Raw genomic sequence first — 24,442 nt, 5'->3', positions numbered from 1 at the left:
CTCAGCCACGTGATCATTCTGGCGGCACATCCCGTCCGGCACGACAACCGGACGGGATGTCACAACAGGGCGAACGTTGCTTGATGCGGCACTAGCGGGGTCGCTAGGTCTAGCGAGTGCCGACGCTAGGTCCGGCGGCCGGTCGAGGGCGGCCGGGGCTTGGTGGGGAGCGGGCCCGGGGCGTCGTGGCGGCCGGCGGGGTGTCCGCCCGGAGGTCCGGTTGGGCGGGGCTGGTGGCGGGTGTGCGCGGCATGGTGGTGGTCTCCGTTCGGATCCGGGGGTGGTCCGGAAAGGCCGGAAAGGCCGTAAAGGGGTCTGAGCTGGGGTTTTGCGTGGCGGAAAGTGGTCCGGAATGGTCCGGAAAGGGTCCGGGAGGTTCGGGGCCGGGGGATCGCGGACCACTTTCCGGACCATTCCGGACCACTTTCCGCCAGCCGTCTTTGCAGGTCAGAGGGCTTTCCGGCCTTTCCGGCCTTTTCGGACCGCTCCTCAGTCGGGCGGGGCGTAGAGGTAGGTGGTCTGCTGGCGTCCGCCGGTGGAGAGCTGGACGGCGGCGAAGCCGGGCAGCTGCACCAGGCGGGAGGTGACGTCGGCGCGCTGGGTGGCGTTGAGCCGCTTCAAGAGCACCTGCACCTGGGACTGGGTCATCCCGGAGGGCCCGGCGGTTTTCACCGCCTGGAGGAGCTTGTCCAGGTGCGGGTCACCGGTGCTGGCGGCGGCGGTCGGCCCGAGGATGTGGGCGGCGCTGGCGCGGGCGTACCGGACAAGAGCCCACGCGGCCCGCAGGTGGGCTTCGCCGATGCGGTCGGTGTGGTCCAGCAGGGCGTAGACCATGGCGGCGCGCTTGGCGTACGGGGCGGCGCGGGCGGTGAACTCCGCGATCGGGCCTTCGTCGCCCTCGTCCCCGCACAGCGCCGGGTAGACCTCCTCCCGCCACAGCTGGGCGGCCTGCTCGGTGAGCCGGACCTCGCCGACCTGCCGGGCGTCGGTGAGCACGGTCTTCCACGCCGAAGCCAGGCTGTCGATCAGCCCGTCGGGGGCTCCCCCGCCATCCGGGTCGAGCAGGTTGCGGTGCACGAACACCGGCAGGAACCGGTTGTAGGTGCCTCCGGCCATCTCAGCGTCCTGCATCTTCGCCCGCAGCTCACGCGGACTGATGTGGCCGATCACGGCGATGTGCGGGGCGGTGGCGTGCAGGGCGTCCCGGTTCATCACGCCCAGGTCTTCGCCGTTCCAGGCCTGACGCAGGATGCCGCTCAGGGAGGAACCCTCCCGGCGGCCCCGGGCCATCGTGACGCCGTACTCGGACTCGACCACCCACAGCCGCTTGTCGAGGACTCCGGGGTCCTTGTCGCCGTCGCCGTCGCGCACCATCTCGATCAGGCCCTCGCCGGAGGACAGGCCGGAGCGGGTGTTGCAGGCGATGAAGTCCGGCACGGCGGCCTTGAACAGCCGCTTGGCGGTGTTGGTGCCCGCGCCCTTGCGTCCGGCGGCGGTGGCGCCGACGGTGAGCGCCCAGATCAGCGCGGGGTGGCGGTCGTTGCCGATCCACATGAACGGCTTCGGGCCGATCGCGGCCCCGCCGGCCGACAGCAGGTTCACCAGCACGCCGACCGGGTCGGCCTCCGTGGTCGGGTCCAGGTCGCGGACGGTCTCCCCGACCCAGCCGCAGAACACCTCCGGGTCCGGCACCGGGCCCGGGCGCGAGGGGCGGTCGATCCCGGGCGCCGGGTCGTACAGCGGGTCCTGCTGGCTCTGTGGTCGGCCGTCGGTGGTGGTAGCGAGGTGGAGTTCGACGGGCATTAGGCGCTCTCCGCAAGCTGGGGGGTGTCGGGCAGGTCGGCCTGACGGCCGTCGGGGTGGTGGTGGCGGTGCCAGCCGGGCTGTCCGGGGATGGCCACCGGCGGCCATCCCGGAGAAGCGCTCACGGGCCGTTGGGCAGCTTCGGCGGCGCGGGCGCGGCGCTCGGCCAGCTCCAGCGCGGTCGGGTGGTTCGACCAGGCCCGCACCGTGCGCACCAGCTCTTTCCAGGAGGCTTCGTCCTCGGCCACCCACACGGCGCGTGCCTGCTCGCCCAGCACCAGGTCCGTGCTCATCCCGGCATGGATGAACTCCGGGGCGTGCTCGGCCTGCTGGCGCCAGGCTTCGGCGGCGGTGATGAGCGCGGCCTCCCGGCGCGGGTCGCCCGGCGGCAGGGCGGCGAAGGCGGGGGAGCCGTAGTCGGGGATGCCGACCGGCTGTCCCCACCGGTCGAGCACCACGGCCGGGCTGACCCGGCGGAGCGCGCTCACGAACCGGTCGGCAGCCCACCGGGCGGTGGCGCGGTGTGCGTCCCGGACCGGAGCCGGGAGCGCGATCGGGTCGGGCATCGGCACCGTTTCAACCCCGGCCGGGTCCGCTTCAACCACGCGGCTGGGCGTTTCAGCGGGGCTGGCGCCGGAGGTGTTCACCGGGCGCTCACCGGCGCTCACGGCGCCGTGTTCACCGCTCCCGGACGGGCCCGTTTCAGGCCCGCCGGGCGCCGCTTCAAGGGAACGGGCCGGAGGTTCAGCCGCGCCGGTGAGCGTTTCAGCGGAGGGGTGAACAGGGCGGTGAGCACCCGACTGAACGGCGCTCACGGCGGGGATCGTTTCAGGTCCACGGTCGGCCGTTTCAGGGGCGCGGGCCGGGGTTTCAGCTTCGGGTGGTGGTGGTTCGGGGGCGCGGGAGTCGGCCCCGTTCTGGCTGGTCACAGCTACTCCTGCAAGGGTCGGGAGTCGGGCTGGAGTCGGGGTGCTCACCGGTGAACGGCCGGGATGTTCACCGGCGAGCGAGTCGGGTCCCGGTCGGCCTGTGACGCCTGGTCAGTGGTCGACCGATGCTTGGGGGTAAAGGGCGAGAAGCGCTTCCGGGAACGCGGGAACGGTCGGCGGGTAGCGCCGGGAACGGTTCCGTGAGCGGCGGTGAACAGTCGGGTGTTCACCGCTCCGCGCGTGCCCCTGAAAGTCGGTCGACCGCGGTTGAAACCGGCCCAGTCGGCTGGTCGGCTGACTGACTCGGTGAGCACCCGGTGAGCGGGTGCTGAGCGCCGATGAGTGGCGGTGAGCGGCGGTGAGCGCTCAGACCCGGCAGCCGTCGGCCGGCAGGACACCGGCCGGGACCAGGACACGGCGGGTGTAGGCCAGTCGCTCGCCGATGCGGCCGACAAGGGCGAGGTGGCGCAGCCGCAGTTCCGGGCTGTCCGGGACGACGGCACCGAGGAAGCGCTCCCCGGAGTCGGTCAGCACGACCAGCGGCGTAGCCAGCTCGTGCTTGTACGTGGCCGACTCGGTCACCATGTCGCACAGACGGCGGCGCCGGAAGTTCGGCAGGATCCGCTTCAGCTCCGCCCGGCGGAGGCGCTCCTCGGGCGTGGACGGCTTCGGCGCGAACGCGTGCTGCTCGCGGGCCAGCTCCTCGCCCAGGGCCTCCAGGACCGCCACCGGCACCATGGCCGCGCCCTGTGCGATCAGGGCCGACAGCTCCTCGGGAGCCAGTCGGGTGGCCCGGTAGTCGTCCTGGCGCATGGTCGGGAAGGCGTCCTCACCGACCAGGTGCAGGGCCACCGCGCGCTCGTGGCGCGTCATCGGCCGTGACTCGGCGTTGGTGTACCAGTAGGCCATGACCACCTGGTGAGCCATGTCCCAGGCGTGCGCCACGTCGTGGTTGTGCTTGGCGGTCGGGTCCAGGTGGACCATGTCCCGGGCTGCGGCCTGGATGCCCTCCAGCCCGTAGGCCTCCACGGCCTTGGCCAGCGTCAACGTCAGGACGTCGATCGACGGCTTGTAGCCGAGCGCGTCCTTCATCTCGAACAGCGCCGTGGCGACCTGGAGCCGGTTCAGCTCCACACCCTCCACCTCCACACGCGGGTACCGCTGGCCCGGCAGACGCCGGTCAACGACCGACACCCCACCTGACAGCGGAACCTCGACGGCGGCGACTCGTGAAGCGGTGAGCGTTGCAGGCATGATGGAACTCCCTTCACTGGGGCATGGAGCGGCGTGCTGACTTGGCGGTTTGAGCGCCGCTCCATGGCAAGTCCTGGCATCGTCTGCATTGTCCGAACAATGCTGCCGGTGAAGAGATTGGCACGCTCGGCGAGCGTCGGTCAAGCCCATCGTTCGCATTGACTAGACAATGCGTCCTGAGCTCCTGTTTCATGGTCTGCATGTCAGCGATGCGATCCGGGCGAGCGCCCATGTACCAGCAGATCTCCGACGGGCTGAGGCAGAAGATCGCGGACGGGACGCTCCCGGCCGGCGCGCAGTTGCCGACCGAAGCCGACCTGATCGCGCAGTTCGGCGTTGGGCGAGGCACCGTGCGACAGGCGCTCGGCGCGCTGGTCAACGAAGGTCTGGTCGTGCCGATGAGGCCCCGGGGCTACTTCGTGAAGGAGCGCCAGCCGATGGTGTTCCGGCCGCAGGCCGAGTTCCGCAAGCGCCCGTACTCGGTGGAGATGGACGCCTTCGTCACGGAGCACTCGGCGGACGGGCGGAAGCCGCGCCAGCTCATCGAGGTGGCCATCGTGGAGCCAGCGCCGGACATCGCGAAGCGCCTGCACCTCGAAGCGGGGGAGCTTGCTGCGGTGCGTCGACGCATCCGCTGGCTCGACGGCGAGCCGTTCAACGTGAACGACAGCTACTACCCGCTGGACATCGTTCGCGACTCCGAGATCATGAGGCCGGAGGACATCACGCGCGGCGCCAACGAGGTGCTGGCGGAGCTGGGCTACCGGCAGGTGCGCGCGCTCGATGAGCTGTACGTGCGGATGCCGACCCCCGATGAAGCGCACCGCCTTGAGCTGGGCCCGGGGAGTCCTGTCGCGTACCACGTCTGCACGGGCTACACGGCCGAAGGGCGCCCGGTTCGCGTCGCCGTGACCGTGCTCCCGGGGGACCGGCACGTCATCTCGTACGAGCGGCAGTGGGAGCAGTCGCAGGACGGGGGCGAGTGACCGTGCTGGAGATGCGCACAGCGACGCCTGATGAACTACCCATGGTCGAAGGCCTGCTGATAGGTGCTGGGGAGTGGCTTGCCGCGCTCGGCAGTGACCAGTGGCAGTTCCCGCCCCGTCGGGAACGGCTGCTCGACTCGATGAGCCGTGGGGAGTGCTTCCTGGCCCTCCGCGACGGGAGCCCGGTCGGCACGTTGACCGTGGACGAGCAGGCGGACCCGGAATTCTGGGAGTCGGGCGACGAGCCGGAGGCGGCGCTGTACGTGCACCGGATGGCCATCGCCCGGGACGTGGCCGGCCAGGCTGTGGGCGCACGGATGCTGGACTGGGCAGCGGCCCGGGCGGCGGCTGCGGGGAAGCCGAGGCTCCGGCTCGACGCGTGGAAGACGAACCCGGGATTGCACCGGTACTACCAGGGGCAGGGCTTCACGCTGGTGCGGACCGTGGACCTGCCTCACAGGCAGTCGGGTGCGCTCTTCGAGCGGGCGGTAGGGCGGCCCCTGGCCGTTCGGTCTGAGGGGGCTGGAGGCTAGGCTCCTGCCGCGATCGGCCGGGTATCGGTCGGCGGAATAGGGGAGAAGAGCATGCGCGGCCGGATGGGAATTGTCAGGGTTCTCGCGGCAGCCGCAGTAGCGGCAGGGCTGCTGACGGGGGTGGGGGCTACGCCAGCGAGCGCGTCGCAAGCGCACCCGCTGCGAAACCACAACAGCGGGAAGTGTCTTGAGATCGCGGACTGGCGCATGGACCCCGGTGCCCCTGCCCGGCAGTGGGACTGCACTGGTGGCGACAACCAGATGTGGCTGGCTGTCCCGGACTCCCACGGGACGCGCTTCGTCAATCTGCACAGCGGGCAGTGTCTTGAGATCGCGGACTGGCGCACTGACCCAGGTGCCCCTGCCCGGCAGTGGTACTGCACCGGCGGCGCGAACCAGGCGTGGCAGTACATGGAGCTCGGCCCAGGGACTCCGTCCGACCCGAATGTCGCCGAGTACCTGTTGAACTGGAACAGTGGGAAGTTCCTGGAGATCGCGGACTGGCGTACCGACTCCGGCGCTCCCGCCCGCCAGTGGCCCGCCGGGGCACGGCAGGCGAACATGGAGTGGGATTACTGCTACCCCTGGGTCAGCTGTTCCTGGTGACTGCCTGCCGAACAGCCGGAATGCCCCTGATTGGGTGGGCCAGTCGGCTGGGCCGTCTGTGGGCCGTCCGGCGTCGATAAAAGGCGGCCAACGATGACAACTGTCGACGGCTCAGCCCCAGGTCAGAGCCCCTTGATCAGGCCCTCAACACCGACAGGCCAGACCCAGGGCAAGAAGTAAGCCCGACGGCACACGGCCCCGCTCCCGGTTCGCCGGTGGGCGGGGCCTTCGTCGTTCAACAGGCCTGTATGGCAGGGGAGTTGAGCTCGACCCAAAAGTGGTTCAGACCATTGACGGGCGATGCCGGCGACTCCTGCCGTGAGGGCACCGGGCTGGCGCAGGCATGCCAAGGGTTTTCCCGGGTCCCCGGCCGCCGCACCCCCACGCGCGCGCGTCTGCGCCCCGGCGCACACTCCATCCACCCCCACGGAGGAGCACCATGCGCACACGTCATCTGGTCGGGGCGGCCGTCGCCGCGCTGGCGATCCCGCTCACCCTGGCCTTCCCCGCCCAGTCCCACGGCTACATCACGACGCCGCCCAGCCGGGCCGCGCTCTGCGACGCGGACGCCGGCGCCGTCCCCTGGGACTGCGGCGAGATCCAGTGGGAACCGCAGAGCGTCGAGGGCCCGAAGGGCTTCCCGGCCGCCGGGCCCGCCGACGGCACCATCTGCGCCGGCGGCAACGCCCGCTTCGCCGAGCTGGACGACCCGCACGGCGGTGCCTGGCCGACCACGCCGGTGACGGCGGGCCGGCAGCTCACCTTCACCTGGACCTTCACCGCCCGGCACGCGACCACCGACTTCACGTACTACCTGACCAAGCCGGGCTACGACGCCGGCCAGCCCGTCACCCGGGACAGCCTGGACCTGACGCCCTTCCTGACCGTCCCGTACAACGGCCGACAGGTGCCGAGCACGCTCAGCCACACCGCGACCGTCCCGAGCGGGCGCACCGGCCATCAGGTGATCGTCGCGGTCTGGACGATCGCCGACACCGGGAACGCCTTCTACTCCTGCACCGACGTCCAGTTCTGACCGCTGGAACAGAAAGAGCTGAGGTGTACGGCCGCCCGGCGGCCGTACACCTCATGACTCCTCGGTGGCGGGTACCTCAGTGGCCGCCGCAGCAGCCGCCGTCCGCGCCGCCGCACTGGCAGGGCGCACCGGACTGGCAGCCGCAGCCGCAGCCCGGTCCGCAGCCGCAGCCGGCCGCGAGGACAGGCAGCAGCTTCGGGGTGAGTGGCTCGACGGTGTCGTGGGCGGGTGCCGGTCGGGTCGGGTTGGCCTTCATCGAGCGCTTCCCTCCTTGTGACGGGCGCACTCCTGTGCCCCCAACTATCGAGTGAAGCCGCCAACCGGAGGGAGCGTCAACAGGCGTGCAGTGGCAGGACGTAGGGAGGACCGTGCGTCCACACCACCCTCGCGACAGGTTTACTCACCCCCGGGGTGGGAGCCGGTCACTCCCACCCCGCCGGTCACTCCGACCTGCCGGCCTCCGCCGCCTCGGTGGCGGCCACGAACTCGGCCACGTGCTCGCCCGTCACCAGGTACACCACGCGCTTGGCGACCGACACCGCGTGGTCCGCGAAGCGCTCGTAGTAGCGGCCGACCAGGGTGAGGTCGACGGCGGTCTCGATGCCGTGGTGCCAGCGCTCGTCGATCAGGTGGGACAGCAGCTCGCGGTGCAGGGTGTCGATGGCGTCGTCGTCCTGCTCCAGCTCCAGGGCCTTGTCGACGTCCTTGGTGGCGATCACCAGACCCGCCTTGGCGACCAGTCTCTGGGCGAGCTGGCCCATCTCCAGGACGGTGGAGTGCAGGTCGGAGGGCACGGCCGACTCGGGGTAGCGCATCCGCGCGACCTTGGCGACGTGCCGGGCGAGGTCTCCGCAGCGCTCCAGGTCGGCGCTCATCCGCAGCGAGGTGACCACGATGCGCAGGTCCGTGGCGACGGGCTGCTGCCGCGCGAGCAGATCGATGGCGCGGTTCTCCAGCTCGTGGTGGAGGTCGTTGACCTTCTGGTCGGCGGCGATGACGCTCTCCGCCAGCGCCAGGTCCGCGTCGAGGAGTGCGGTGGTGGCCCGGCCCATGGCCGAGCCGACCAGCCGGGCCATCTCGACCAGGCTGTCGCCGATCGAGTCCAGTTCCTCGTGGTACGCGTCGCGCATGTTCTCTCCTCACTAGCTGTGTCGGTGGCGGTGCCGACCGGTCAGCCCGTCCGACCGTCGTTCCGGCGTTCGGGTGACCGCTGCTGGTGGCGCGAATCGTACGCGCACACCTGAGACGACGGCCGCTGATCGGCACGCCGTTCTCTCCCACACGGGCTGCATGGCCAACTCTGTGCCGTTCGGGCGACGACGCACGGCCGGTACGGTGAATCGGCAGCTACGTGAAGGTGAATTCTCGGCAACGCGTGGTCGATGCCTTGATCCAGCCCTTGGGGAGTGGCCTGGCCGTGCGCTTACGCTTGCCAACATGGACGTGAACGTGGCCGCTGCCGCCGCCTGTGCCATAGCCGGGCTCGGCGTCGGCCTCACCGCCTCCATCGCCTTCCGCTGGAGCGAGCGCGAGCAGGCCAGGGGCAGGCACCTCAACGGCAGGCATTACGGCCGGGCCCAGGCGCTGGGCACCGGCAACCCGGAACCCCCGCTGCCGCCGGGGGTCGACACCGTACTCTCCGTGCTCCGTTCCTGCGCGATCGTGCTGGGCGAGGGCGACGAGGTGGTCAAGGCCAGCTCGGCGGCGTACGCGATGGGCCTGGTGCGCGGCGGCGCGGTCGCCGTGGACCAGATGCTCGCGCTGGCCCGTGCCACCCGCCGGGACGGCGAGATCCGGCAGGTCGAGCTGGAGGTGCCCCGCCCCGGCGCGGCCCGCGCGGTCGAGCCGCTCGCGGTGTCGGTCCGGGTCGCCCCGCTGGGCTCCCGACTGGTGCTGGTGCTGGTCGAGGACCAGACCGAGCGCCGCCGGGTGGAGGCCGTCCGCCGGGACTTCGTGGCCAACGTCAGTCATGAGCTCAAGACCCCGGTCGGCGCCCTGTCGCTGCTCTCCGAGGCGGTCGCCGACGCGGCCGACGACCCGGAGGCGGTGCAGCGCTTCGCCGGCCGGATGCAGGTCGAGGCGACCCGCCTGGCCAGCCTGGTGCAGGAGATCATCGATCTCTCCCGGGTCCAGGACGACCGGCTGATGGTCGACCCGGAGCCGGTCGCGGTGGACGAGCTGATCGCCGAGGCGATCGACCGCTGCCGCCAGCAGGCCGCCGCCAAGCAGATCCTGATCGCGGCCGGCGGCATCGCCGGGCTCTACCTGCACGGCAACCGCGGCCAGCTCGCCGCCGCGCTCGGCAACCTGGTGGAGAACGCCGTCAACTACAGCCCGCCCCGCACCCGGGTGGCGATCGCCACCCGCCGGATCTCCAGCGCCGCGGCGCTCGGCGAGGCGGACGGCGAGCTGATCGAGATATCGGTGACCGACCAGGGCATCGGCATCTCCGAGAAGGACCGCGAGCGGGTCTTCGAACGCTTCTACCGGGTCGACCCGGCCCGCTCCCGGCAGACCGGCGGCACCGGCCTCGGCCTGTCCATCGTCAAGCACGTCGCCGCCTCGCACGGCGGCACCGTCTCGGTGTGGAGCGTCGAGGGCCAGGGTTCGACCTTCACCATCCGCCTGCCCGCCGGACAGGTGCCCGCCGACGACGACCTCGACGACGACCTGGACGACGAGGCGCTCGCCGACGCCGCCGACGAGGCCGACGCCGCCGACGAGGCCGACGACGCCGACGCCGCCGACGAGGCCGACGACGCCGACGACGCCGCCGACGCCGACGACGCCGACGACGACGCCGACGACGACGCCGCCGACGCCGACGACGCCGACGACGCCGCCGACGCCGACGACTTCGACGACGAGCCCGGCGACCACACCGCCGGGCCCGCCGCCGCACCCCGAACCCTCACCACGGACCGTCCGCACGGCACGGCCCGTTCGCTCCCCGCCGGGGAGCGGGAAGAACCCCTGACAACCGCAACCAAGCTTGCCCCGGAGGCCCGATCGTGACCCGAGTACTGGTGGTCGAGGACGAGGAGTCGTTCAGCGACGCCCTCTCGTACATGCTCCGCAAGGAGGGCTTCGAGGTGGCCGTCGCCGCCACCGGCCCCGACGCCCTGGAGCAGTTCGAACGCAATGGCGCGGACCTCGTTCTGCTCGACCTGATGCTGCCGGGCCTGCCGGGCACCGAGGTCTGCCGCCAGCTCCGGGTGCGTTCCAACGTCCCGGTGATCATGGTGACCGCCAAGGACAGCGAGATCGACAAGGTCGTCGGGCTGGAGATAGGCGCTGACGACTACGTCACGAAGCCGTACTCCACCCGTGAGCTGGTCGCCCGGATCCGCGCGGTGCTGCGCCGCCGCGGCGAGGACGGCGCCGCCGGTGAGAACGGCGGCGGCCCGGGCGCCCTGGAGGCGGGCCCGGTCCGGATGGACGTGGACCGGCACGTGGTGACCGTGGACGGCGCCAAGGTCGACCTGCCGCTCAAGGAGTTCGACCTGCTGGAGATGCTGCTGCGCAACGCGGGCCGGGTGCTCACCCGCATGCAGCTGATCGACCGGGTCTGGGGCGCGGACTACGTCGGCGACACCAAGACCCTGGACGTCCACGTGAAGCGCCTGCGGGCCAAGATCGAGCCCGACCCGGGCGCGCCGCGCTACCTGGTCACCGTCCGCGGCCTGGGCTACAAGTTCGAGCCGTAAGCCGTAGACCGCGGCAACGCCCGTACGCGGAAGGCCCCCTCCGGCACCAGCCGGAGGGGGCCTTCCGCGTAGCGGGCCTCCCGCGGGCCCGGGAAGGGCCCGCGGGAGGCGGTTACCGCGTCAGTGGGCGGCCGGAGTGGTCGCCGACGGGGTGGCACCGGCGACCGGCGTGGTCGGAGCGCCCGGGGCGGTGGCGCCGGCCGACGGGGTGCCGGTGGCGCCCGGGGTGGTGGCACCCGCGGACGGGGTGGCCGCCGGGGAGGCCGGGGTGGCGCTCTTGGTGGGCACGGCCGTCGGGGTCGGGCCGAAGCCCTTGTACAGGCCGCGGCCGTTCTCGCCCGAGTCCGGGCTCACGCCGGCCTGGGCGTCGACCTTCTGGCCGTCCTTGAAGGTGAAGGTGGTGGGGGCGAAGCCGCCGATGTGCACGGAGGCCGCGGCGAGGGAGGCGGACGGGTTGCCCTGGCCGCCGATCACCACCGAGCCACCGGCCGGGACGACGATGCTGGACAGCGGGGCGCCCGCGGCGTCCGCGAAGGTGGCGCTGCTGGTGCCGACGGTGATCGACTGCAGCTCGGCCGCGGTGTCGGCCGTGTTGGAGATGTTGACGACCACGTTGGCAGGGCCCGTGTAGTCACCCGAGGTACCCACCCCGGTGACGACCACGATGTTGTTCAGCCGGAGGTTCGTCCCGATGGTCGCTGCCGCGTTGTCGGGCTTGATCTGCAGCGTGTCCGGCGTGTTGCCGGCGGCGCAGGACGACAGCGAGGCGATGGCGATGGCGGCGATGGCGGCGATGCTGCCGCGTCGAAGGCTGCGGCTCACGGCGGCGGCTTCTCCCTAGGTCACGTGTCAACAGGTCAGGTCTCAGATTATCGACCTCACTTATGCGCTCCTCACGGGGTGGTCCCCGTGTCGCACTCCCGGGGCCGCCCCGGGGCCGTCCGGGCGTACGAATGTCATGGTCGAGTCACGCAGAGTCCCGAGAGGAGGGCAAGCTTCGACCAAGATCGAATAACGATTGGGTCACGGCCGGGAAAGGGGTGAAAGCTCAAGATCCAATCATGGTTGCCGGGGTGTTGCGCAAGGGTTTCGTCGAGTGCCGGAACCGCCTCCGACCTGCGGGAAGCCCCTCTCGAACATCGGTCGCAGCACGTCATGGGGGTGCTTGTCAAGCCCCGAGACCGGCCCTGACCTGCGAAAACGCCCTTCGGGTGCGCCGTGAGGCGTGTTATTCTGGAAAGCCACGGAAGGGGTCCTGTCACATGACGTTCAAGGTTGGCGACACGGTGGTCTACCCCCATCACGGGGCCGCGCTGATCGAGGCCATCGAAATTCGCCAGATCAAAGGTGTGGACAAGACCTACCTGGTGCTCAAGGTGCAGCAGGGAGACCTGACGCTCCGCGTGCCCGCCGAGAACGCGGAGTTCGTCGGCGTTCGCGATGTGGTCGGCCAGGAGGGTCTGGACCGGGTCTTCGAGGTGCTGCGCGCACCGTACACCGAAGAGCCGACCAACTGGTCCCGTCGCTACAAGGCGAACCTGGAGAAGCTCGCCTCGGGCGACGTTATCAAGGTCGCCGAGGTTGTGCGCGACCTCTGGCGTCGCGAGCGCGAGCGCGGCCTCTCGGCCGGCGAGAAGCGGATGCTCGCGAAGGCGCGCCAGATCCTCGTCAGCGAACTCGCGCTGGCGGAGAACACCAACGAGGACAAGGCGGAGACGCTGCTCGACGAGGTTCTCGCCTCGTAGTGCAGTCGGGCTGCCGCCCACCGCTCACAGCGCCCGGTGCCGGCGCGCCGCTCCCAGGACGAAGTGTCCAGGGGTGGTGCAGTGGCACTTCGGGCGCTGAGGCGTGTCCGGACGACGCCCCCCGCCCGAGCCGGTCCAGGCCTGCAAGACCGTTTCTGCGCAGTTGTGCGGCGGGCAGTGGACCGTGGATCTTCGGAAGGGGCCCGGGCGCCCGCCGGGCACGCCACTGCCATACCCACTTCGCCGAAGGAGTGAAACCTGAACGCCTCAGCAGCAGTCGCAGCAGCAGTGGTGCCCGCCGCCGGACGCGGTGAGCGGCTGGGGCCCGGCGCCCCGAAGGCCCTGCGGGAACTGGGCGGCGTGCCGCTCCTGGTGCACGCCGTACGGGCCCTGGCGCGCAGCCGGGCGGTCGGGCTGGTCGTGGTCGCCGCGCCCGCCGACGGGGTGGCCGAGGTGGTCGCCCTGCTGGACAGCCACGGGCTGGACGGCAAGGACATCCGGGTGGTGGCCGGCGGCGCGACCCGCCAGGAGTCGGTCCGGCTCGGCCTGGCCGCGATCCCGGAGGACGTCGGGATCGTCCTGGTGCACGACGCGGCCCGCCCGCTCGTCCCGGTCGAGGTGGTGGACGCCGTCGCGGCCGCCGTCCGGGCCGGGGCCGAGGCGGTGGTGCCCGCGGTGCCGCTGGCCGACACCGTGAAGCGGGTCGAGCCGAACCCGGGTGGCCCCGAGCCGGTCATCGACACGCCGGAGCGGGCCACCCTGCGCGCCGTGCAGACCCCGCAGGGTTTCGACCGGGCCGCCCTGGTCGAGGTGCACGCCAAGGCGCTGGCCGAGGAGGCCGCGGGCGGAGCCGACGCGCCGGCGGTCACCGACGACGCCGGCCTGGTGGAGCGCTACGGCGGCCGGGTCGTCGTGGTGCCCGGCCACGAGGAGGCGTTCAAGGTCACCCGTCCGTTGGACCTCGTGCTCGCCGAGGCCGTACTCGCCCGCCGGAGGGCCGCCGATGCCTACTGAGCCGTTGATCCCCCGGGTGGGGATCGGTACCGATGTGCACGCCTTCGAGGCCGGCCGGCCGCTCTGGGTGGCCGGACTGGAGTGGCCGGACGCCGAGTTCGGGCTCTCCGGGCACTCGGACGCGGACGTCGCCGCGCACGCCGCCTGTGACGCGCTGTTCTCGGCCGCCGGAATCGGCGACCTGGGCGCCCACTTCGGCACCGACCGCCCCGAGTGGGCCGGTGCCTCCGGGGTCAAGCTGCTCGGCGAGGCGGCCCGGCTGGTCCGCGAGGCGGGCTTCGAGATCGGCAACGTCGCGGTCCAGGTGATCGGCGTCCGGCCGAAGATCGGCAAGCGGCGGGCCGAGGCGCAGGCCGCGCTGTCCGAGGCGGCCGGCGCGCCGGTCTCGGTCTCCGGCACCACCACCGACGGCCTGGGCCTGACCGGCCGGGCCGAGGGGCTGGCCGCGATCGCCACCGCCCTGGTGTACGAACGGCGTTGAGCGGGGAGCCGGTCGCGGGAGCGGAAATAGACCTCTGCTGACGGGTGTTCACCAGGTGCCGCGGGGGCCCGAATCGATAGTGTGCGGTACGGGCCCGCGCGGAGCTTGCCTCGGGTCCGTACCGCCGCCGACGAGAAGAGGTTTCCGATGGGCGTTGAACTCTCCGACAAGGCCAAGGCGTTGATCGACGGCAAGAACTTCGCCGTGGTCTCCACGATCCAGCCCGACGGCAGTCCCCAGTCCTCCGTCGTCTGGGTCAAGCGGGACGGCGACGACATCCTGTTCTCCACCGTCGAGGGCCGCCGCAAGCACCTCAACCTGGCGAAGGACGCGCGCGTCTCGCTGGTGATCAACCCGCCGGAGAGCCCGTACGAGTACCTGGAGGCGCGCGGCTCGGTGACGATGACCACCGAGGGCGGCCGGGAGCTGATCAACGAGCTGGCCGCCAAGTACCGCGGGGTGGACACCTACACCTGGGACGGCCCGGACGACGTCCGGGTGGTCATCCGACTCTCCCCGCGCAAGGTGGTCGGCAACATCTGACCGGCGTACGGGACGGGTGTTTCCCCGGGGGTGCGGCCTGTCATTCCCGGGGAATGTCGCGGGGCACCCCCCGCCGCCCACTACGCTTGACGCTGTGAGCATTCGTCTGTACGACACCAGCACCCGCCAGGTACGCGACTTCGTCCCGCTCGTACCGGGTTGTGTCTCGATCTACCTGTGCGGCGCTACCGTCCAGTCGGCGCCACACATCGGGCACGTCCGGTCCTACCTCAACTTCGACATCATGCAGCGGTGGTTCGCCTACCGCGGCTACCAGGTGACCTTCGCCCGCAACGTCACCGACATCGACGACAAGATCATCGCCAAGGAGCGCGAGCTCGGTACGCCGTGGTGGCAGATCGGCTACGAGAACGAGCGCGCCTTCAACGACGGTTACGACGCGCTCGGCTGCCTGCCGCCGACCGTCGAGCCGCGGGCCACCGGGCACATCCCCGAGATGGTCGAGATGATGCAGGGCCTCATCGCGAAGGGCCACGCCTACGCGGTCGACGGGAACGTCTACTTCGACGTGAAGTCGTACCCCGACTACCTCGCGCTCTCCAACCAGAAGCTGGAGGACCTGCGCCAGCCCGAGGGCGAGGGCGAGACCGGCAAGCGCGACCAGCGCGACTTCGCGATGTGGAAGGCCGCCAAGCCGGGCGAGCCGAGCTGGGAGACCCCGTGGGGCCGCGGCCGGCCGGGCTGGCACCTGGAGTGCTCGGCGATGGCCCACAAGTACCTGGGCCCGGCCTTCGACATCCACGGCGGCGGGCTGGACCTGATCTTCCCGCACCACGAGAACGAGATCGCCCAGTCCAAGGCCTACGGCGACGACTTCGCCGGTTTCTGGGCGCACAACGCCTGGGTCACCATGGCCGGCGAGAAGATGAGCAAGTCGCTGGGCAACTCGGTGCTGGTCTCCGAGATGGTCCAGCGCTGGCGGCCGATCGTGCTCCGCTACTACCTGGGCTCCCCGCACTACCGCTCGATGATCGAGTACAGCGAGGAGTCGTTGCGCGAGGCCGAGGCCGGCTTCGGCCGGATCGAGGGCTTCATCCAGCGCGCCGTCGAGCGCTGCGGCACGGTCGACGCGGCGCCCGAGGTGCCGCCGGCCTTCGCCGAGGCGATGGACGACGACTTCGGTGTGCCGCAGGCGCTCGCCGTCGTGCACACCGCCGTCCGCCAGGGCAACAGCGCCCTGAACGCGGACGACAAGGAGACCGTGGTGGCGCGACTGGCCGAGGTCCGTGCGATGCTCGGTGTACTGGGCCTCGACCCGCTCGACCGGCACTGGGCCGGGACGGAGCGCGGCGAGGACCTCCACGGTGTGGTCGACTCGCTGGTCCGTCTGGTCCTGGACCAGCGGCAGGCGGCGCGCGAGCGCAAGGACTTCGCCACCGCGGATGCCATCCGCGACCAGCTCGGCCTGGCCGGGCTGGCCATCGAGGACACCCCGTCCGGCCCGCGCTGGACGATCAACAGCCAGTAACCCCATCTGACGATCGGGGTGATGGGTGGGCCGTACCGGACCGGTGCGGCCCTCCCGCATGACGTAGCGCATGCCGTCGGCCGCCGCCGCACCGAGCGGGGCGGCCGGGCATGCCGGACAGACAGGAAGTACAGCCATGGCCGGCAACAGCCAGCGCAGGAACCGCCGCAACCCCGGATCGAAGAAGGGCGCGTCTGTCGGTACCGGCGGGCACAGCCGGAGGGCGCTGGAGGGCAAGGGCCCGACCCCGCCCGGTGAGGCGCGCAAGGGCCACCCCAAGCAGCGGGCCGCCAACGCCGCGATCAAGCGCGAGCGGGACGCCAAGGCCCGGGCCGGCATGCGCCGGGCCGGCGCCGGCGGCCGGGGCGGCCGCGGCGGCGCGGGCAGCGCCGAGCTCGTCTTCGGCCGCAACTCGGTGGTCGAGGCGCTCCAGGGCGACGTGCCGGCCAACGCGCTGTACGTCCAGCAGTTCATCGACACCGACGACCGCGTGCGCGACGCCTTCCAGGCCGCCAACGACCGCGGCATCCCGCTGATGGAGGCCCCGCGCCCGCAGCTGGACCAGATGACCGGCGGGATGAACCACCAGGGCCTGGTGCTGCAGGTCCCGCCGTACGAGTACGCCCACCCCGAGGACCTGCTGGGGGAGGCCGCCGACGCCGGCCAGGACGCGCTGATCATCGCGCTGGACGGGGTCACCGACTCGCGCAACCTCGGCGCCGTGGTCCGCTCCGCCGCCGCCTTCGGCGCGCACGGCGTGGTCATCCCCGAGCGCCGCGCGGCCGGTATGACCGCCGGTGCCTGGAAGACCTCCTCCGGTGCCGCCGCCCGGCTGCCCGTGGCCCGCGCCACCAACCTGACCCGCACGCTGGAGGCCTACCAGAAGGCCGGCCTGATGGTGGTCGGCCTGGCCGCCGACGGCGAGGCCGAGCTGGGCGACCTGGAGCTGCTGACCGGCCCGGTCGTGATCGTCGCGGGCAGCGAGGGCAAGGGTCTGTCCCGCCTGGTCTCGGAGACCTGCGACATGCGGGTGCGGATCCCGATGTCGGGGCTGACCGAGTCGTTGAACGCCGGTGTCGCGGCGGGCATCGTGCTGTACGAGGCCGCGCGGCTGCGCGCCAAGCGCTGAGCACACCCGCTGCTCTTGCCGCAGGCGATTTTCTGAATTCCCCGCGATCCGAGTGAAAAGCGATCGGGCCCGACCGGGTCCGATCGCCTTTTTCATGATCACTTCAAGTATGCGCCGGACATCCACCCGGGAGAGTGTCCTAAGCGGCCGTCACCCGGTTAGACGGGCGTGGACACCAGAACACCTCGGCGCCCCCTGTTCGGCGGCGGCAGCACCGGGATAGACGCGGGCCCCGGGCTCGACACCGTCAAGGTGCCGTCGGATCCGGCGCGCCTCAGCAGCACCCAGGCGAGCTTCCGGCTCCGGCTCGGCGCCCCGGTGGCGCCGCTGATCGAGGCCCCGGCCGGACTGCTGTCCTCCGGTGCCGCGTTCGGCGACCCCTACGCCAACCAGGGCCTGATCCGCCGTCCGCTGGTCACCCCGCAGGTCGTCGTGCCCGCCTCCGCCGTCCCGGCGCTGGCCGGGGCCGGGGCCGGCGGTGCGCCGCGCCGCAAGGGCCGGGTCACCGCCGTCACCTGGACCGGCCGGACGGCCCCTGGGGACCTCGCGGCCACCCGGCTGCTGGAGGCGGTGCGCCAGACCGGGTCCCCGGCCGGCGGCCTCGGCCTGGCCGAGGCGGACACCCAGGCACTCCCGGCCTACGCGGGCGCCCGGAGCGTCCCGCGCCAGCCGCGCGAGGGCACCGGCAGTGCCACCGACGCGGGCGTCGGCCCGGTCGGCGCGCCGCACGGCTGGACCCCGAACGGTGAGCTGCCCGAGGTCTCCGCCGCCGCCACCGAGGGCAAGCAGCCCTGGTACCCGGGCCGCCGGGTCGACCTCGGCCTGGTGCTGCTGCCGCTGCGCGCGGTGCTCGGCTCGCTCTCGGTCTACGCCGGGTTCAGCAAGCTCTGCGACCCGGTGTACTTCGACGGTGGCGAGCGCGGCTCGATGATGCGCTGGCTCTCCTCGCTGCACCCGTGGAAGGTCGCCGAGCCGCTGCTCGCCTTCGCGATGGCGCACCCGGTGGGCTCCGGTCTGGTGGTGTCCTTCACCGAGATCGTGGTCGGCGTGCTGACCATCCTCGGCCTCTGGCAGCGGCTCGCGGCCGGGGCGGCGATGCTGCTCTCGGCGGCGCTGCTGTTCACCGTCAGCTGGCGGGCCGTGCCGGTCTACGACACCCCGGACCTGATCTTCCTCGCGGCGTGGAGCCCGCTGCTGATCGCCGGGGCGCCGTTCGCCTCGCTGGACGGGCGGCTCAACCTGGAGGCCTGGCGCCGGGTCGGCGCGGGCGCGCCGGGCGCGCTGCGCCGCCGGGTGCTGCGCCGGGGCACGGTGGTCACCACCGTCGTGGTCGGCCTGACCCTGCTGCTCGGCTCGATGCTGGGTGCGGCCGTCCGGACCGGCGCCCGGCCGCACCAGGCGCCGGCCCGCCCGGCCACCGACTACGGCACCCCGGTCTGGCCGTCGGGCGGCCCGTCCGGCGCCCCGGGCGGCCAGGGCACGTCCACCTCGCCCTCGCCCGCCGCCCCGCGCCCGGCCACCCCGACGCCGAGCGCGACCTCCTCGCCCAGCGCCCCCGCCGCCAAGTCCACCGGTGCCACGCCGAGCGGCAAGCACTCCGGCAGGGCGGAGACAGGGGCCGCCGGCTCCTCCCCGGCGGCCTCGTCCGCCGCCGGGGGCGGCTCCGCACCGGCCCAGCGCGGCACCCCGGCCCCCGGCGGCTCGGGTTCCGCGCCCAGGTCGAGCCCGAGCAACGGCTCCGGGCTGCTCGGCGGGGTGCTGGGCAGCGGTCCGCTGGCCGACCTGTCCGGTGGCGAGCGCTCCTCCCGCCCGGGGACGCCGACGGCGACCTGACGTCCCGTCCCCGTCCCCGTCCCCCGGCACGTCTTCGGCCGGGTGCTCCGTGGGGGAGCACCCGGCCGTTGCGTTGTCGTCGGGGCTGGTGCGTTGTTGCCGGGGCCGCCGCGCTGCCGTCAGCGTCGGTGCGCTGCCGTCAGCGTCGCACTGCCGCCGGCGTCGCGCTGCCGCCGCGTCGCCCTCAGCGGGAGTTGTCGCGGTGCGCGGCGAGCTCCTTGGCCGCCTCGGTGAGGTCCTTGGCCGTGTCGATGGCCCGCCAGTACACGCCCTGCGGCAGCTGGTAGCCCGCCAGTCGCTTGCTGCGCGCGAGTTGGGGGAAGGTGGTGCGCTCGTGGTCGCCCACGTCCGGCAGCAGCTCGGCGAACTCCGGGCTGAACACGTACAGGCCGGCGTTGATCAGGAACGGCGAGGGCGGGGCCTCGATGAAGTCCAGCACGTTGCCGAACTGGTCGGTCTCCACGGCGCCCCAGGGGATCCGCGGCCGGGCCAGCGCGAGCGTCGCGACGGCGTCCCGCTCGTGGTGGAAGGCGGCCATGTCACGCAGGCTGAAGCGGGTCCAGATGTCGCCGTTGGTGGCGTACCAGGGCTCGTCCGGGCGGGGCAGCGCCTTGGCCGCGTGCTTGAGGCCGCCGCCGCGCCCGAGCGGCTCGGCCTCGATCACCGTACGGACCCGCAGCGGCAGGTCCGCCGTGCTGAGCCACTCCTCCAGCACGTCGGCGAGGTGCCCGCAGGACACCACGACGTCGGTGACGCCCTCGGCGGCCAGCCAGGCCAGCTGGTGGCCGAGGATCGGCGTGCCCGTCCCCGGGATCTCGACCAGCGGCTTGGGTCGGTCGTCGGTGTAGGGGCGCAGCCGGGAGCCCTGGCCGCCGGCCAGGATGACGGCCTGGGTGACGGGCGTCGTGGTCGGCCGGGGCTGGTGAGGCTGGGACTGGGACTGGGACTGCGGGGACGCGAGGTCGGCGGTCGGGCCGGAGTCAGCGGTCATGGCTGAACGATAAGGCGCCCGCGGCGGGCTTCGTCAGCCCACCGTCGTGGACCGTCAGCCGACGACGCCCGCCGCGAAGGAGCCGTCGCAGACCGGGCGGGCGAAGGAACGGGCCCGCTGGACGTCGCCCTGGTACTTGCGCACCGCGGCCTTGCCCAGCTCGGTCGCCAGCGAGGTGCAGTACGGCGTGAGCGAGGGCTGCTCGCGCATCGAGCGCTCCAGCAGGTCCAGCGCGGCGGACGGGTTCTCGGCGCGCAGCTCGTCCAGCAGCGCCACCCGCAGCGCCTCCTGCGGGGCGAGCCCGTCCGTCTTGGTGGCGGTGGCGGCGGAGCGCCCGATCCCGGCGCCGTCGCCGCTGGACGCCGCCACCACCTGCTGGTCGAGCCCGGTCGGCGGGGCCCACGGGACCCGGGTCACGGCGAGGGTGCCGGTGGTCACCAGGACGACCGGCAGGGTCAGGGCGACGGTCTGGCCGATACGGCGCACAAGCTGCTTCACCCTCAGGAGAGTAGCGGTGGGTACGGGCCGAATCGCCCTCCGTTACACCATCGAGTGACGCGGTGTCCGGGTTCGTCCCTGCGCCGTGTTGACGTGGGGGTGTACGGACGGAGCCCACCGGACCGGGGAGGGTCCGACGGGCTCCTTGGCGTCAGCTGTTGCGCCGGGGCGCCGGCCGCGTCAGTCGCGTCGGTCGTGTCAGTCGCAAACGCTCAGGCGCACGCCGCTGCTGGTGGCGAAGACGTGGGTCTCCTGCGCGATCGGCACGACGTGGATGGTTTCGCCGCGGGTCGGGATCTGCCGGCCGGGGACGCGGACGACCAGGTCCTTGTCCACGCCGCCGATCTGGGTGGTGCCGTAGACGAAGCCGTCCGAGCCGAGCTCCTCGACCACGTTCACGGTCACCGCGACGCCCTCGATGCCGCCGGCCGGGACGATCTGGAAGTGCTCGGGGCGGATGCCGACGATCACCGTCTTGTCGGTGCCGGCGCCGGCCAGGTTCTCGCGCGAGATGTTGACGACCGAGCCGCCGAACTTCACGCCGCCGTCCACCAGCGGCACCTCGACCAGGTTCATGGCCGGCGAGCCGATGAAGCCGGCCACGAAGAGGTTGGCGGGCTTGTCGTACATGTTGCGTGGGGTGTCGACCTGCTGCAGCAGACCGTCCTTGAGCACCGCGACCCGGTCGCCCATGGTGAGCGCCTCGGTCTGGTCGTGGGTGACGTACACCGTGGTGATGCCCAGGCGGCGCTGCAGGCCGGCGATCTGGGTACGGGTCGAGACGCGGAGCTTGGCGTCCAGGTTCGACAGCGGCTCGTCCATCAGGAAGACCTGCGGCTGGCGGACGATCGCGCGGCCCATCGCGACGCGCTGGCGCTGGCCGCCGGAGAGCGCCTTCGGCTTGCGGTCCAGGTAGTCGGTGAGGTCGAGGATCTTCGCCGCCTCCTCGACCTTGGTGCGGATGTCCGCCTTGTTCACGCCGGCGATCTTGAGCGCGAAGCCCATGTTCTCGGCGACGGTCATGTGCGGGTAGAGCGCGTAGTTCTGGAACACCATCGCGATGTCCCGGTCCTTCGGCGGCAGGTGGGTGACGTCCCGGTCGCCGATCCGGATGGCGCCGCTGTTGACGTCCTCCAGACCGGCCAGCATGCGCAGGCTGGTCGACTTGCCGCAGCCCGACGGGCCGACCAGGACGAGGAACTCGCCGTCCGCGATCTCCAGGTCCAGCGCGTCCACCGAGGGCTTGGTGGCCCCAGGGTAGATGCGGGTCGCCTGGTCGTACGTGACAGAAGCCATGGTTGTGCTCTCCTTCACCGGCAGGAACGTGCCGGACGATCCGAGTAAAGGGGGGTTGGTTCGTCTCCGTCGGTCCGTCAGTGGTCTGAACCACTACACAAACCGACTCCCGGCGACGCTACCTGCGCTTTCGCTGCTTGTCAGCCCCCCGCCGCCCGATTTCGGCATCGGTTCCATCACGCCCACCCGCCCCGCCAACCCCTGGATATCCCCCCACCCCGCCACCCCGGCCCGGTAGACTGCCCCCGGTGCCGCCGTGATCCATCGCGGACGGCCACCGTGCCTCCTTAGCTCAGCTGGCCAGAGCACCGCTCTTGTAAAGCGGGGGTCGTCGGTTCGAACCCGACAGGGGGCTCAGATTCCGGCCCAGGTCAGAGGGTCGAAGAACGCAGAACGCCCCGGGCTGGGATCAGCCCGGGGCGTTCTGACATCTCCGGATGACATCAGTCGGTCTTGCGGCGGCGCTTCAGCAGGCGGTCCATGTGCCTCATCGCCTCCCGCTGCTTCTCCTGCACCACGTGCGTGTAGATCTCCATCGTGACGGCGATCTGGCTGTGCCCGAGGATGGCCATCAGGTCCCGGGGGCGCCACGCCGGCGGCGGACAGGAGCGTCGCGCAGCCGTGCCGGGTGTCGTGCAGCCTGACCGGGGGCAGGGCCTCGGCCTTGGCCACCCGCGTGAACGAACGGGTGAGGTTCCGCGGCTCGATCGGCTGGCCGGTCGCCGTGGTGAAGACGGAGCCGGAGTCCGGCCAGTCCCTGCCTGCCTCCAGTCGCTGGCGGCGCTGCTCGGCCTGCCGGAGCCGCTGCCAGCGAAGTGGGGCCGGTCCGTGGTCATCCGGATGCGCCGCCGCGCGCCGGGCGAGCGCGTCTCCTCGTACCGCTCCGACCGGGACAACCCGGGCCTGCGTGAGCTGCGCGACGGCCTCCACGCCTGGTTGGTGCCCCTGATCGACGCGGCGACCGACATGGAGCCGCCCATGCCGGTCGACGACCGGGCTGCCGACACCTGGGAGCCCCTGGTGACGGTCGCCGACCTCGCCGGAGGTGAGTGGCCGGCGCGCGCCCGTGCGGCCTGCCGTGCCATGACCGCGTTCGAGTCCGGGCAGGACGAGGACGGTGGCCTGAAGACGAGGATCCTGGTCGACATCCGCCGAGTCTTCGCCGCTGGTGGCAATCCGGACGCCCTGTCCACCGAGCACCTCCTGACCGCCCTGAAGGCCGACCACGAGGCACCGTGGGCCGAGCACGGATCGACGGGGCTGAGCGCCCGTGGCCTGCAGCTCCTGCTCAAGGACTACGGCATCGGCTCGATGAACATCCGCTTCCCGGACGGCGTGCAGCTCAAGGGCTTCCCCCGCAACGGCTTCCTCGACGCCTGGAGCCGCTACTGCCCCGAGCCCGCTGAACCACCCGTCACTACCGGCAGCTGACCCGCCGGCAGCCGTACCACCCGTCCCCGCCCAGCTCAGGGCGGGGACGGGTTCGTTCCCCGCAACGGGTCCTGTCGTCCCGGGAGCGTCACCCGTACCGCCCTGACCAGGTGTGCAACGCGTGGGACGGATGCGACGCGGAGGGCAACGGGCGGATCCTCAGGCGGTCTGCTCAACGGCATGAGCGACAGCGCCAACGGCGCGAAGAGCGCTGGCAGCTGCCCGAGCTGTGTCTTCGGGTTGGTCTTCGAGAACCGTCGCCGGAAGCTGCCCGATGAGGAGTTTGCCATGCCACAAACTGAGCCCGGTGAGTCGGCGGATCTCCTTGAGCACGTCCATGGTGCGGGTGCCGGGATCGGCCAGCACGACGTTGTACGGCACGTTGTCGCAGACCAGCGTGAAGTACCTGACCTCGCCGCCCATACCCCCTCCATCTGCCGACGCTTTGAGAGCCTGGCCCCACACCGTGGAAGACGGAGGGGGCGCACGCGGAGCAAGTTGTGGGGTAAGCAGTCCTTACCCCGGCCCGCGCCCCCAAGGGCGGAGCAAGTTGTCGCGCACGACGGTCCTACGGCCTTCGCGCTACCTGCCCAGCTCGGCTGGTGGCCGCGCGAGGGCGCACACCTACCAGCCGAGTCCTCCGCCGAGAGCCCCATGGGACTGCTCGTTGACTGAGTGAGTGGCTCACGGTCGGACCTCCGCTCGGCGAAGCTACGGGCGGATGACGATGTGCTGATGGTGCCATTGCAGAAGGTTCAGAGACGCTGTCAGTTGTCGAACCAAACGACGAGTCGGACATTTTCTCCGCCATGGACATCGGCGAGGGCGCTCATGGCCTTCCACACTGGTGCCCACTCGCCGTCTTCCGGCACGGCGTCCCGGCGCCATTCGCGCGACGCGGAGCAGGATCCCGTCGTCGATCCACTCAGCCCCTTCTGACCTGCCTTGGCGGCCACGGAACGACTTGCCCGTCCGTACCCAACCCTGGTCAGGCGTGCGTTTGTACTCGTGTACGCGCTCGTCCGCGGCCTCGGCGGGTTCGTCCTGAGCTTCCCCCGGTGTGCGGGAGGTGCTGATCAGCTGGTCAGAAGGGGTTGGCGGGGTTTCAGGTTCACTTGTTCGGCCGTCGCGTGGTTGG

Annotated in this window: 24 protein-coding genes, 1 tRNA gene and 1 pseudogene; 15 read left to right on the top strand and 11 right to left on the bottom strand. The window is 71.8% G+C overall.

What is annotated here, in order from left to right:
• Window positions 1-489 precede the first annotated feature (489 nt).
• The 3 genes from ACGF12_RS34790 to ACGF12_RS34780 all read right to left on the bottom strand — a co-directional run bounded on the left by ACGF12_RS34790 (window position 490) and on the right by ACGF12_RS34780 (window position 3,866).
• Window positions 490-1,803, bottom strand: a complete 1,314-nt coding sequence (locus ACGF12_RS34790; RefSeq protein WP_393039338.1) for a DUF3987 domain-containing protein — start codon at window positions 1,801-1,803, stop codon at window positions 490-492.
• A complete protein-coding gene (locus ACGF12_RS34785) occupies window positions 1,803-2,369 on the bottom strand; it encodes a hypothetical protein (RefSeq protein WP_393039335.1) in 567 nt (188 codons plus the stop codon). The genes ACGF12_RS34790 and ACGF12_RS34785 overlap by 1 nt, the downstream gene beginning before the upstream one ends.
• 729 nt (window positions 2,370-3,098) lie before the next feature.
• Entirely contained in the window at window positions 3,099-3,866 is a 768-nt protein-coding gene (locus tag ACGF12_RS34780) for a hypothetical protein (RefSeq protein ID WP_393039332.1), read from the bottom strand.
• Between the two features lie 350 nt (window positions 3,867-4,216).
• On the opposite strand from ACGF12_RS34780, the gene ACGF12_RS34775 reads away from it, so the two are divergent.
• From ACGF12_RS34775 to ACGF12_RS34760, 4 genes are all read left to right on the top strand, one after another.
• Window positions 4,217-4,972 (top strand): GntR family transcriptional regulator, encoded by a 756-nt coding sequence (locus ACGF12_RS34775; protein ID WP_393039329.1) that lies wholly within the window; start codon window positions 4,217-4,219, stop codon window positions 4,970-4,972.
• Complete coding sequence (locus ACGF12_RS34770; protein WP_393039326.1) at window positions 4,969-5,505, top strand: GNAT family N-acetyltransferase; 537 nt, start codon at window positions 4,969-4,971, stop codon at window positions 5,503-5,505. The genes ACGF12_RS34775 and ACGF12_RS34770 overlap by 4 nt, the downstream gene beginning before the upstream one ends.
• A 51-nt stretch (window positions 5,506-5,556) precedes the next feature.
• Window positions 5,557-6,111 carry an RICIN domain-containing protein gene (locus ACGF12_RS34765; protein WP_393039323.1) on the top strand — a complete coding sequence of 185 codons (555 nt, stop codon included), beginning with the start codon at window positions 5,557-5,559 and terminating at the stop codon, window positions 6,109-6,111.
• Window positions 6,112-6,550: 439 nt separating this feature from the next.
• The gene (locus ACGF12_RS34760; RefSeq protein WP_393039320.1) at window positions 6,551-7,147 is read left to right on the top strand and encodes a lytic polysaccharide monooxygenase; all 597 of its coding nucleotides are present in this window, start codon (window positions 6,551-6,553) and stop codon (window positions 7,145-7,147) included.
• Between the two features lie 76 nt (window positions 7,148-7,223).
• On the opposite strand, the gene ACGF12_RS34755 is transcribed toward ACGF12_RS34760, so the two are convergent.
• Complete coding sequence (locus ACGF12_RS34755; protein WP_393039317.1) at window positions 7,224-7,403, bottom strand: hypothetical protein; 180 nt, start codon at window positions 7,401-7,403, stop codon at window positions 7,224-7,226.
• A gap of 184 nt (window positions 7,404-7,587) precedes the next feature.
• A complete protein-coding gene (phoU, locus tag ACGF12_RS34750) occupies window positions 7,588-8,277 on the bottom strand; it encodes a phosphate signaling complex protein PhoU (RefSeq protein WP_393039314.1) in 690 nt (229 codons plus the stop codon).
• 307 nt (window positions 8,278-8,584) lie between these two features.
• On the opposite strand from phoU, the gene ACGF12_RS34745 reads away from it, so the two are divergent.
• Window positions 8,585-10,162 (top strand): sensor histidine kinase, encoded by a 1,578-nt coding sequence (locus tag ACGF12_RS34745; RefSeq protein ID WP_393039311.1) that lies wholly within the window; start codon window positions 8,585-8,587, stop codon window positions 10,160-10,162.
• Window positions 10,159-10,854, top strand: coding sequence for a response regulator (locus ACGF12_RS34740; protein WP_393039308.1), 696 nt, complete (start codon window positions 10,159-10,161; stop codon window positions 10,852-10,854). The genes ACGF12_RS34745 and ACGF12_RS34740 overlap by 4 nt, the downstream gene beginning before the upstream one ends.
• 120 nt (window positions 10,855-10,974) lie before the next feature.
• On the opposite strand, the gene ACGF12_RS34735 is transcribed toward ACGF12_RS34740, so the two are convergent.
• Window positions 10,975-11,676 carry a DUF461 domain-containing protein gene (locus tag ACGF12_RS34735; protein ID WP_393039305.1) on the bottom strand — a complete coding sequence of 234 codons (702 nt, stop codon included), beginning with the start codon at window positions 11,674-11,676 and terminating at the stop codon, window positions 10,975-10,977.
• A 440-nt stretch (window positions 11,677-12,116) separates the two neighbouring features.
• Here ACGF12_RS34735 and ACGF12_RS34730 point away from each other — a divergent pair, with 440 nt between their 5' ends.
• The 7 genes from ACGF12_RS34730 to ACGF12_RS34700 all read left to right on the top strand — a co-directional run bounded on the left by ACGF12_RS34730 (window position 12,117) and on the right by ACGF12_RS34700 (window position 19,088).
• Window positions 12,117-12,599, top strand: a complete 483-nt coding sequence (locus ACGF12_RS34730; protein WP_030244332.1) for a CarD family transcriptional regulator — start codon at window positions 12,117-12,119, stop codon at window positions 12,597-12,599.
• A 258-nt stretch (window positions 12,600-12,857) separates the two neighbouring features.
• Window positions 12,858-13,613 carry a 2-C-methyl-D-erythritol 4-phosphate cytidylyltransferase gene (ispD, locus tag ACGF12_RS34725; RefSeq protein ID WP_393039341.1) on the top strand — a complete coding sequence of 252 codons (756 nt, stop codon included), beginning with the start codon at window positions 12,858-12,860 and terminating at the stop codon, window positions 13,611-13,613.
• Entirely contained in the window at window positions 13,603-14,094 is a 492-nt protein-coding gene (ispF, locus tag ACGF12_RS34720) for a 2-C-methyl-D-erythritol 2,4-cyclodiphosphate synthase (protein WP_393039302.1), read from the top strand. Before ispD ends, ispF begins: the two co-directional genes overlap by 11 nt.
• Before the next feature lie 147 nt (window positions 14,095-14,241).
• Window positions 14,242-14,637 (top strand): PPOX class F420-dependent oxidoreductase, encoded by a 396-nt coding sequence (locus ACGF12_RS34715; RefSeq protein WP_393039299.1) that lies wholly within the window; start codon window positions 14,242-14,244, stop codon window positions 14,635-14,637.
• Window positions 14,638-14,731: 94 nt separating this feature from the next.
• Complete coding sequence (cysS, locus tag ACGF12_RS34710; protein WP_393039296.1) at window positions 14,732-16,126, top strand: cysteine--tRNA ligase; 1,395 nt, start codon at window positions 14,732-14,734, stop codon at window positions 16,124-16,126.
• Between the two features lie 136 nt (window positions 16,127-16,262).
• On the top strand, window positions 16,263-17,255 hold the full coding sequence (gene rlmB, locus ACGF12_RS34705; RefSeq protein ID WP_393039293.1) for a 23S rRNA (guanosine(2251)-2'-O)-methyltransferase RlmB: 993 nt from the start codon (window positions 16,263-16,265) through the stop codon (window positions 17,253-17,255).
• 168 nt (window positions 17,256-17,423) lie between these two features.
• Window positions 17,424-19,088 carry a DoxX family membrane protein gene (locus tag ACGF12_RS34700; protein WP_393039291.1) on the top strand — a complete coding sequence of 555 codons (1,665 nt, stop codon included), beginning with the start codon at window positions 17,424-17,426 and terminating at the stop codon, window positions 19,086-19,088.
• A gap of 184 nt (window positions 19,089-19,272) precedes the next feature.
• On the opposite strand, the gene ACGF12_RS34695 is transcribed toward ACGF12_RS34700, so the two are convergent.
• The 3 genes from ACGF12_RS34695 to ACGF12_RS34685 form a co-directional block, all read right to left on the bottom strand.
• Window positions 19,273-20,079 carry an NDP-sugar synthase gene (locus tag ACGF12_RS34695; protein WP_393039288.1) on the bottom strand — a complete coding sequence of 269 codons (807 nt, stop codon included), beginning with the start codon at window positions 20,077-20,079 and terminating at the stop codon, window positions 19,273-19,275.
• Window positions 20,080-20,133: 54 nt separating this feature from the next.
• A complete protein-coding gene (locus tag ACGF12_RS34690; RefSeq protein ID WP_393039285.1) occupies window positions 20,134-20,577 on the bottom strand; it encodes a hypothetical protein in 444 nt (147 codons plus the stop codon).
• 198 nt (window positions 20,578-20,775) lie between these two features.
• On the bottom strand, window positions 20,776-21,873 hold the full coding sequence (locus tag ACGF12_RS34685) for an ABC transporter ATP-binding protein (protein WP_393039282.1): 1,098 nt from the start codon (window positions 21,871-21,873) through the stop codon (window positions 20,776-20,778).
• A 281-nt stretch (window positions 21,874-22,154) separates the two neighbouring features.
• Between ACGF12_RS34685 and ACGF12_RS34680 the strand changes: the two genes are divergently transcribed.
• A tRNA-Thr gene (locus ACGF12_RS34680) sits at window positions 22,155-22,228 on the top strand.
• Between the two features lie 88 nt (window positions 22,229-22,316).
• On the opposite strand, the pseudogene ACGF12_RS34675 reads toward ACGF12_RS34680, so the two are convergent.
• Window positions 22,317-22,695 (bottom strand): annotated as a pseudogene (locus ACGF12_RS34675) (tyrosine-type recombinase/integrase); the annotation flags it as partial.
• 6 nt (window positions 22,696-22,701) lie between these two features.
• Between ACGF12_RS34675 and ACGF12_RS34670 the strand changes: the two are divergent.
• Window positions 22,702-23,304 (top strand): DUF3631 domain-containing protein, encoded by a 603-nt coding sequence (locus ACGF12_RS34670; protein ID WP_393039279.1) that lies wholly within the window; start codon window positions 22,702-22,704, stop codon window positions 23,302-23,304.
• 159 nt (window positions 23,305-23,463) lie between these two features.
• Here ACGF12_RS34670 and ACGF12_RS34665 read toward each other — a convergent pair whose 3' ends face one another.
• Complete coding sequence (locus ACGF12_RS34665; RefSeq protein WP_393039276.1) at window positions 23,464-23,727, bottom strand: ribosomal protein L7/L12; 264 nt, start codon at window positions 23,725-23,727, stop codon at window positions 23,464-23,466.
• Window positions 23,728-24,442 lie beyond the last annotated feature (715 nt).

Source organism: Kitasatospora sp. NPDC048296, from assembly GCF_043201815.1.
Taxonomy (GTDB): Bacteria; Actinomycetota; Actinomycetes; order Streptomycetales; family Streptomycetaceae; genus Kitasatospora.
This window is presented reverse-complemented; position numbering and strand designations above follow the sequence as displayed.

What these genes read in the sequence shown, in the direction of transcription:
- phoU (WP_393039314.1), bottom strand. Translation starts at nt 8,277, where the DNA reads ATGCGCGACGCGTACCACGAGGAACTGGACTCGATCGGCGACAGCCTG.
- rlmB (WP_393039293.1), top strand. Translation starts at nt 16,263, where the DNA reads ATGGCCGGCAACAGCCAGCGCAGGAACCGCCGCAACCCCGGATCGAAG.
- ACGF12_RS34775 (WP_393039329.1), top strand. Translation starts at nt 4,217, where the DNA reads ATGTACCAGCAGATCTCCGACGGGCTGAGGCAGAAGATCGCGGACGGG.
- ACGF12_RS34790 (WP_393039338.1), bottom strand. Translation starts at nt 1,803, where the DNA reads ATGCCCGTCGAACTCCACCTCGCTACCACCACCGACGGCCGACCACAG.
- ACGF12_RS34695 (WP_393039288.1), bottom strand. Translation starts at nt 20,079, where the DNA reads ATGACCGCTGACTCCGGCCCGACCGCCGACCTCGCGTCCCCGCAGTCC.
- ACGF12_RS34715 (WP_393039299.1), top strand. Translation starts at nt 14,242, where the DNA reads ATGGGCGTTGAACTCTCCGACAAGGCCAAGGCGTTGATCGACGGCAAG.
- ACGF12_RS34685 (WP_393039282.1), bottom strand. Translation starts at nt 21,873, where the DNA reads ATGGCTTCTGTCACGTACGACCAGGCGACCCGCATCTACCCTGGGGCC.
- ACGF12_RS34730 (WP_030244332.1), top strand. Translation starts at nt 12,117, where the DNA reads ATGACGTTCAAGGTTGGCGACACGGTGGTCTACCCCCATCACGGGGCC.
- ACGF12_RS34755 (WP_393039317.1), bottom strand. Translation starts at nt 7,403, where the DNA reads ATGAAGGCCAACCCGACCCGACCGGCACCCGCCCACGACACCGTCGAG.
- ACGF12_RS34665 (WP_393039276.1), bottom strand. Translation starts at nt 23,727, where the DNA reads ATGGGCGGCGAGGTCAGGTACTTCACGCTGGTCTGCGACAACGTGCCG.
- ACGF12_RS34765 (WP_393039323.1), top strand. Translation starts at nt 5,557, where the DNA reads ATGCGCGGCCGGATGGGAATTGTCAGGGTTCTCGCGGCAGCCGCAGTA.
- ispF (WP_393039302.1), top strand. Translation starts at nt 13,603, where the DNA reads ATGCCTACTGAGCCGTTGATCCCCCGGGTGGGGATCGGTACCGATGTG.
- ACGF12_RS34760 (WP_393039320.1), top strand. Translation starts at nt 6,551, where the DNA reads ATGCGCACACGTCATCTGGTCGGGGCGGCCGTCGCCGCGCTGGCGATC.
- ACGF12_RS34785 (WP_393039335.1), bottom strand. Translation starts at nt 2,369, where the DNA reads ATGCCCGACCCGATCGCGCTCCCGGCTCCGGTCCGGGACGCACACCGC.
- ACGF12_RS34745 (WP_393039311.1), top strand. Translation starts at nt 8,585, where the DNA reads ATGGACGTGAACGTGGCCGCTGCCGCCGCCTGTGCCATAGCCGGGCTC.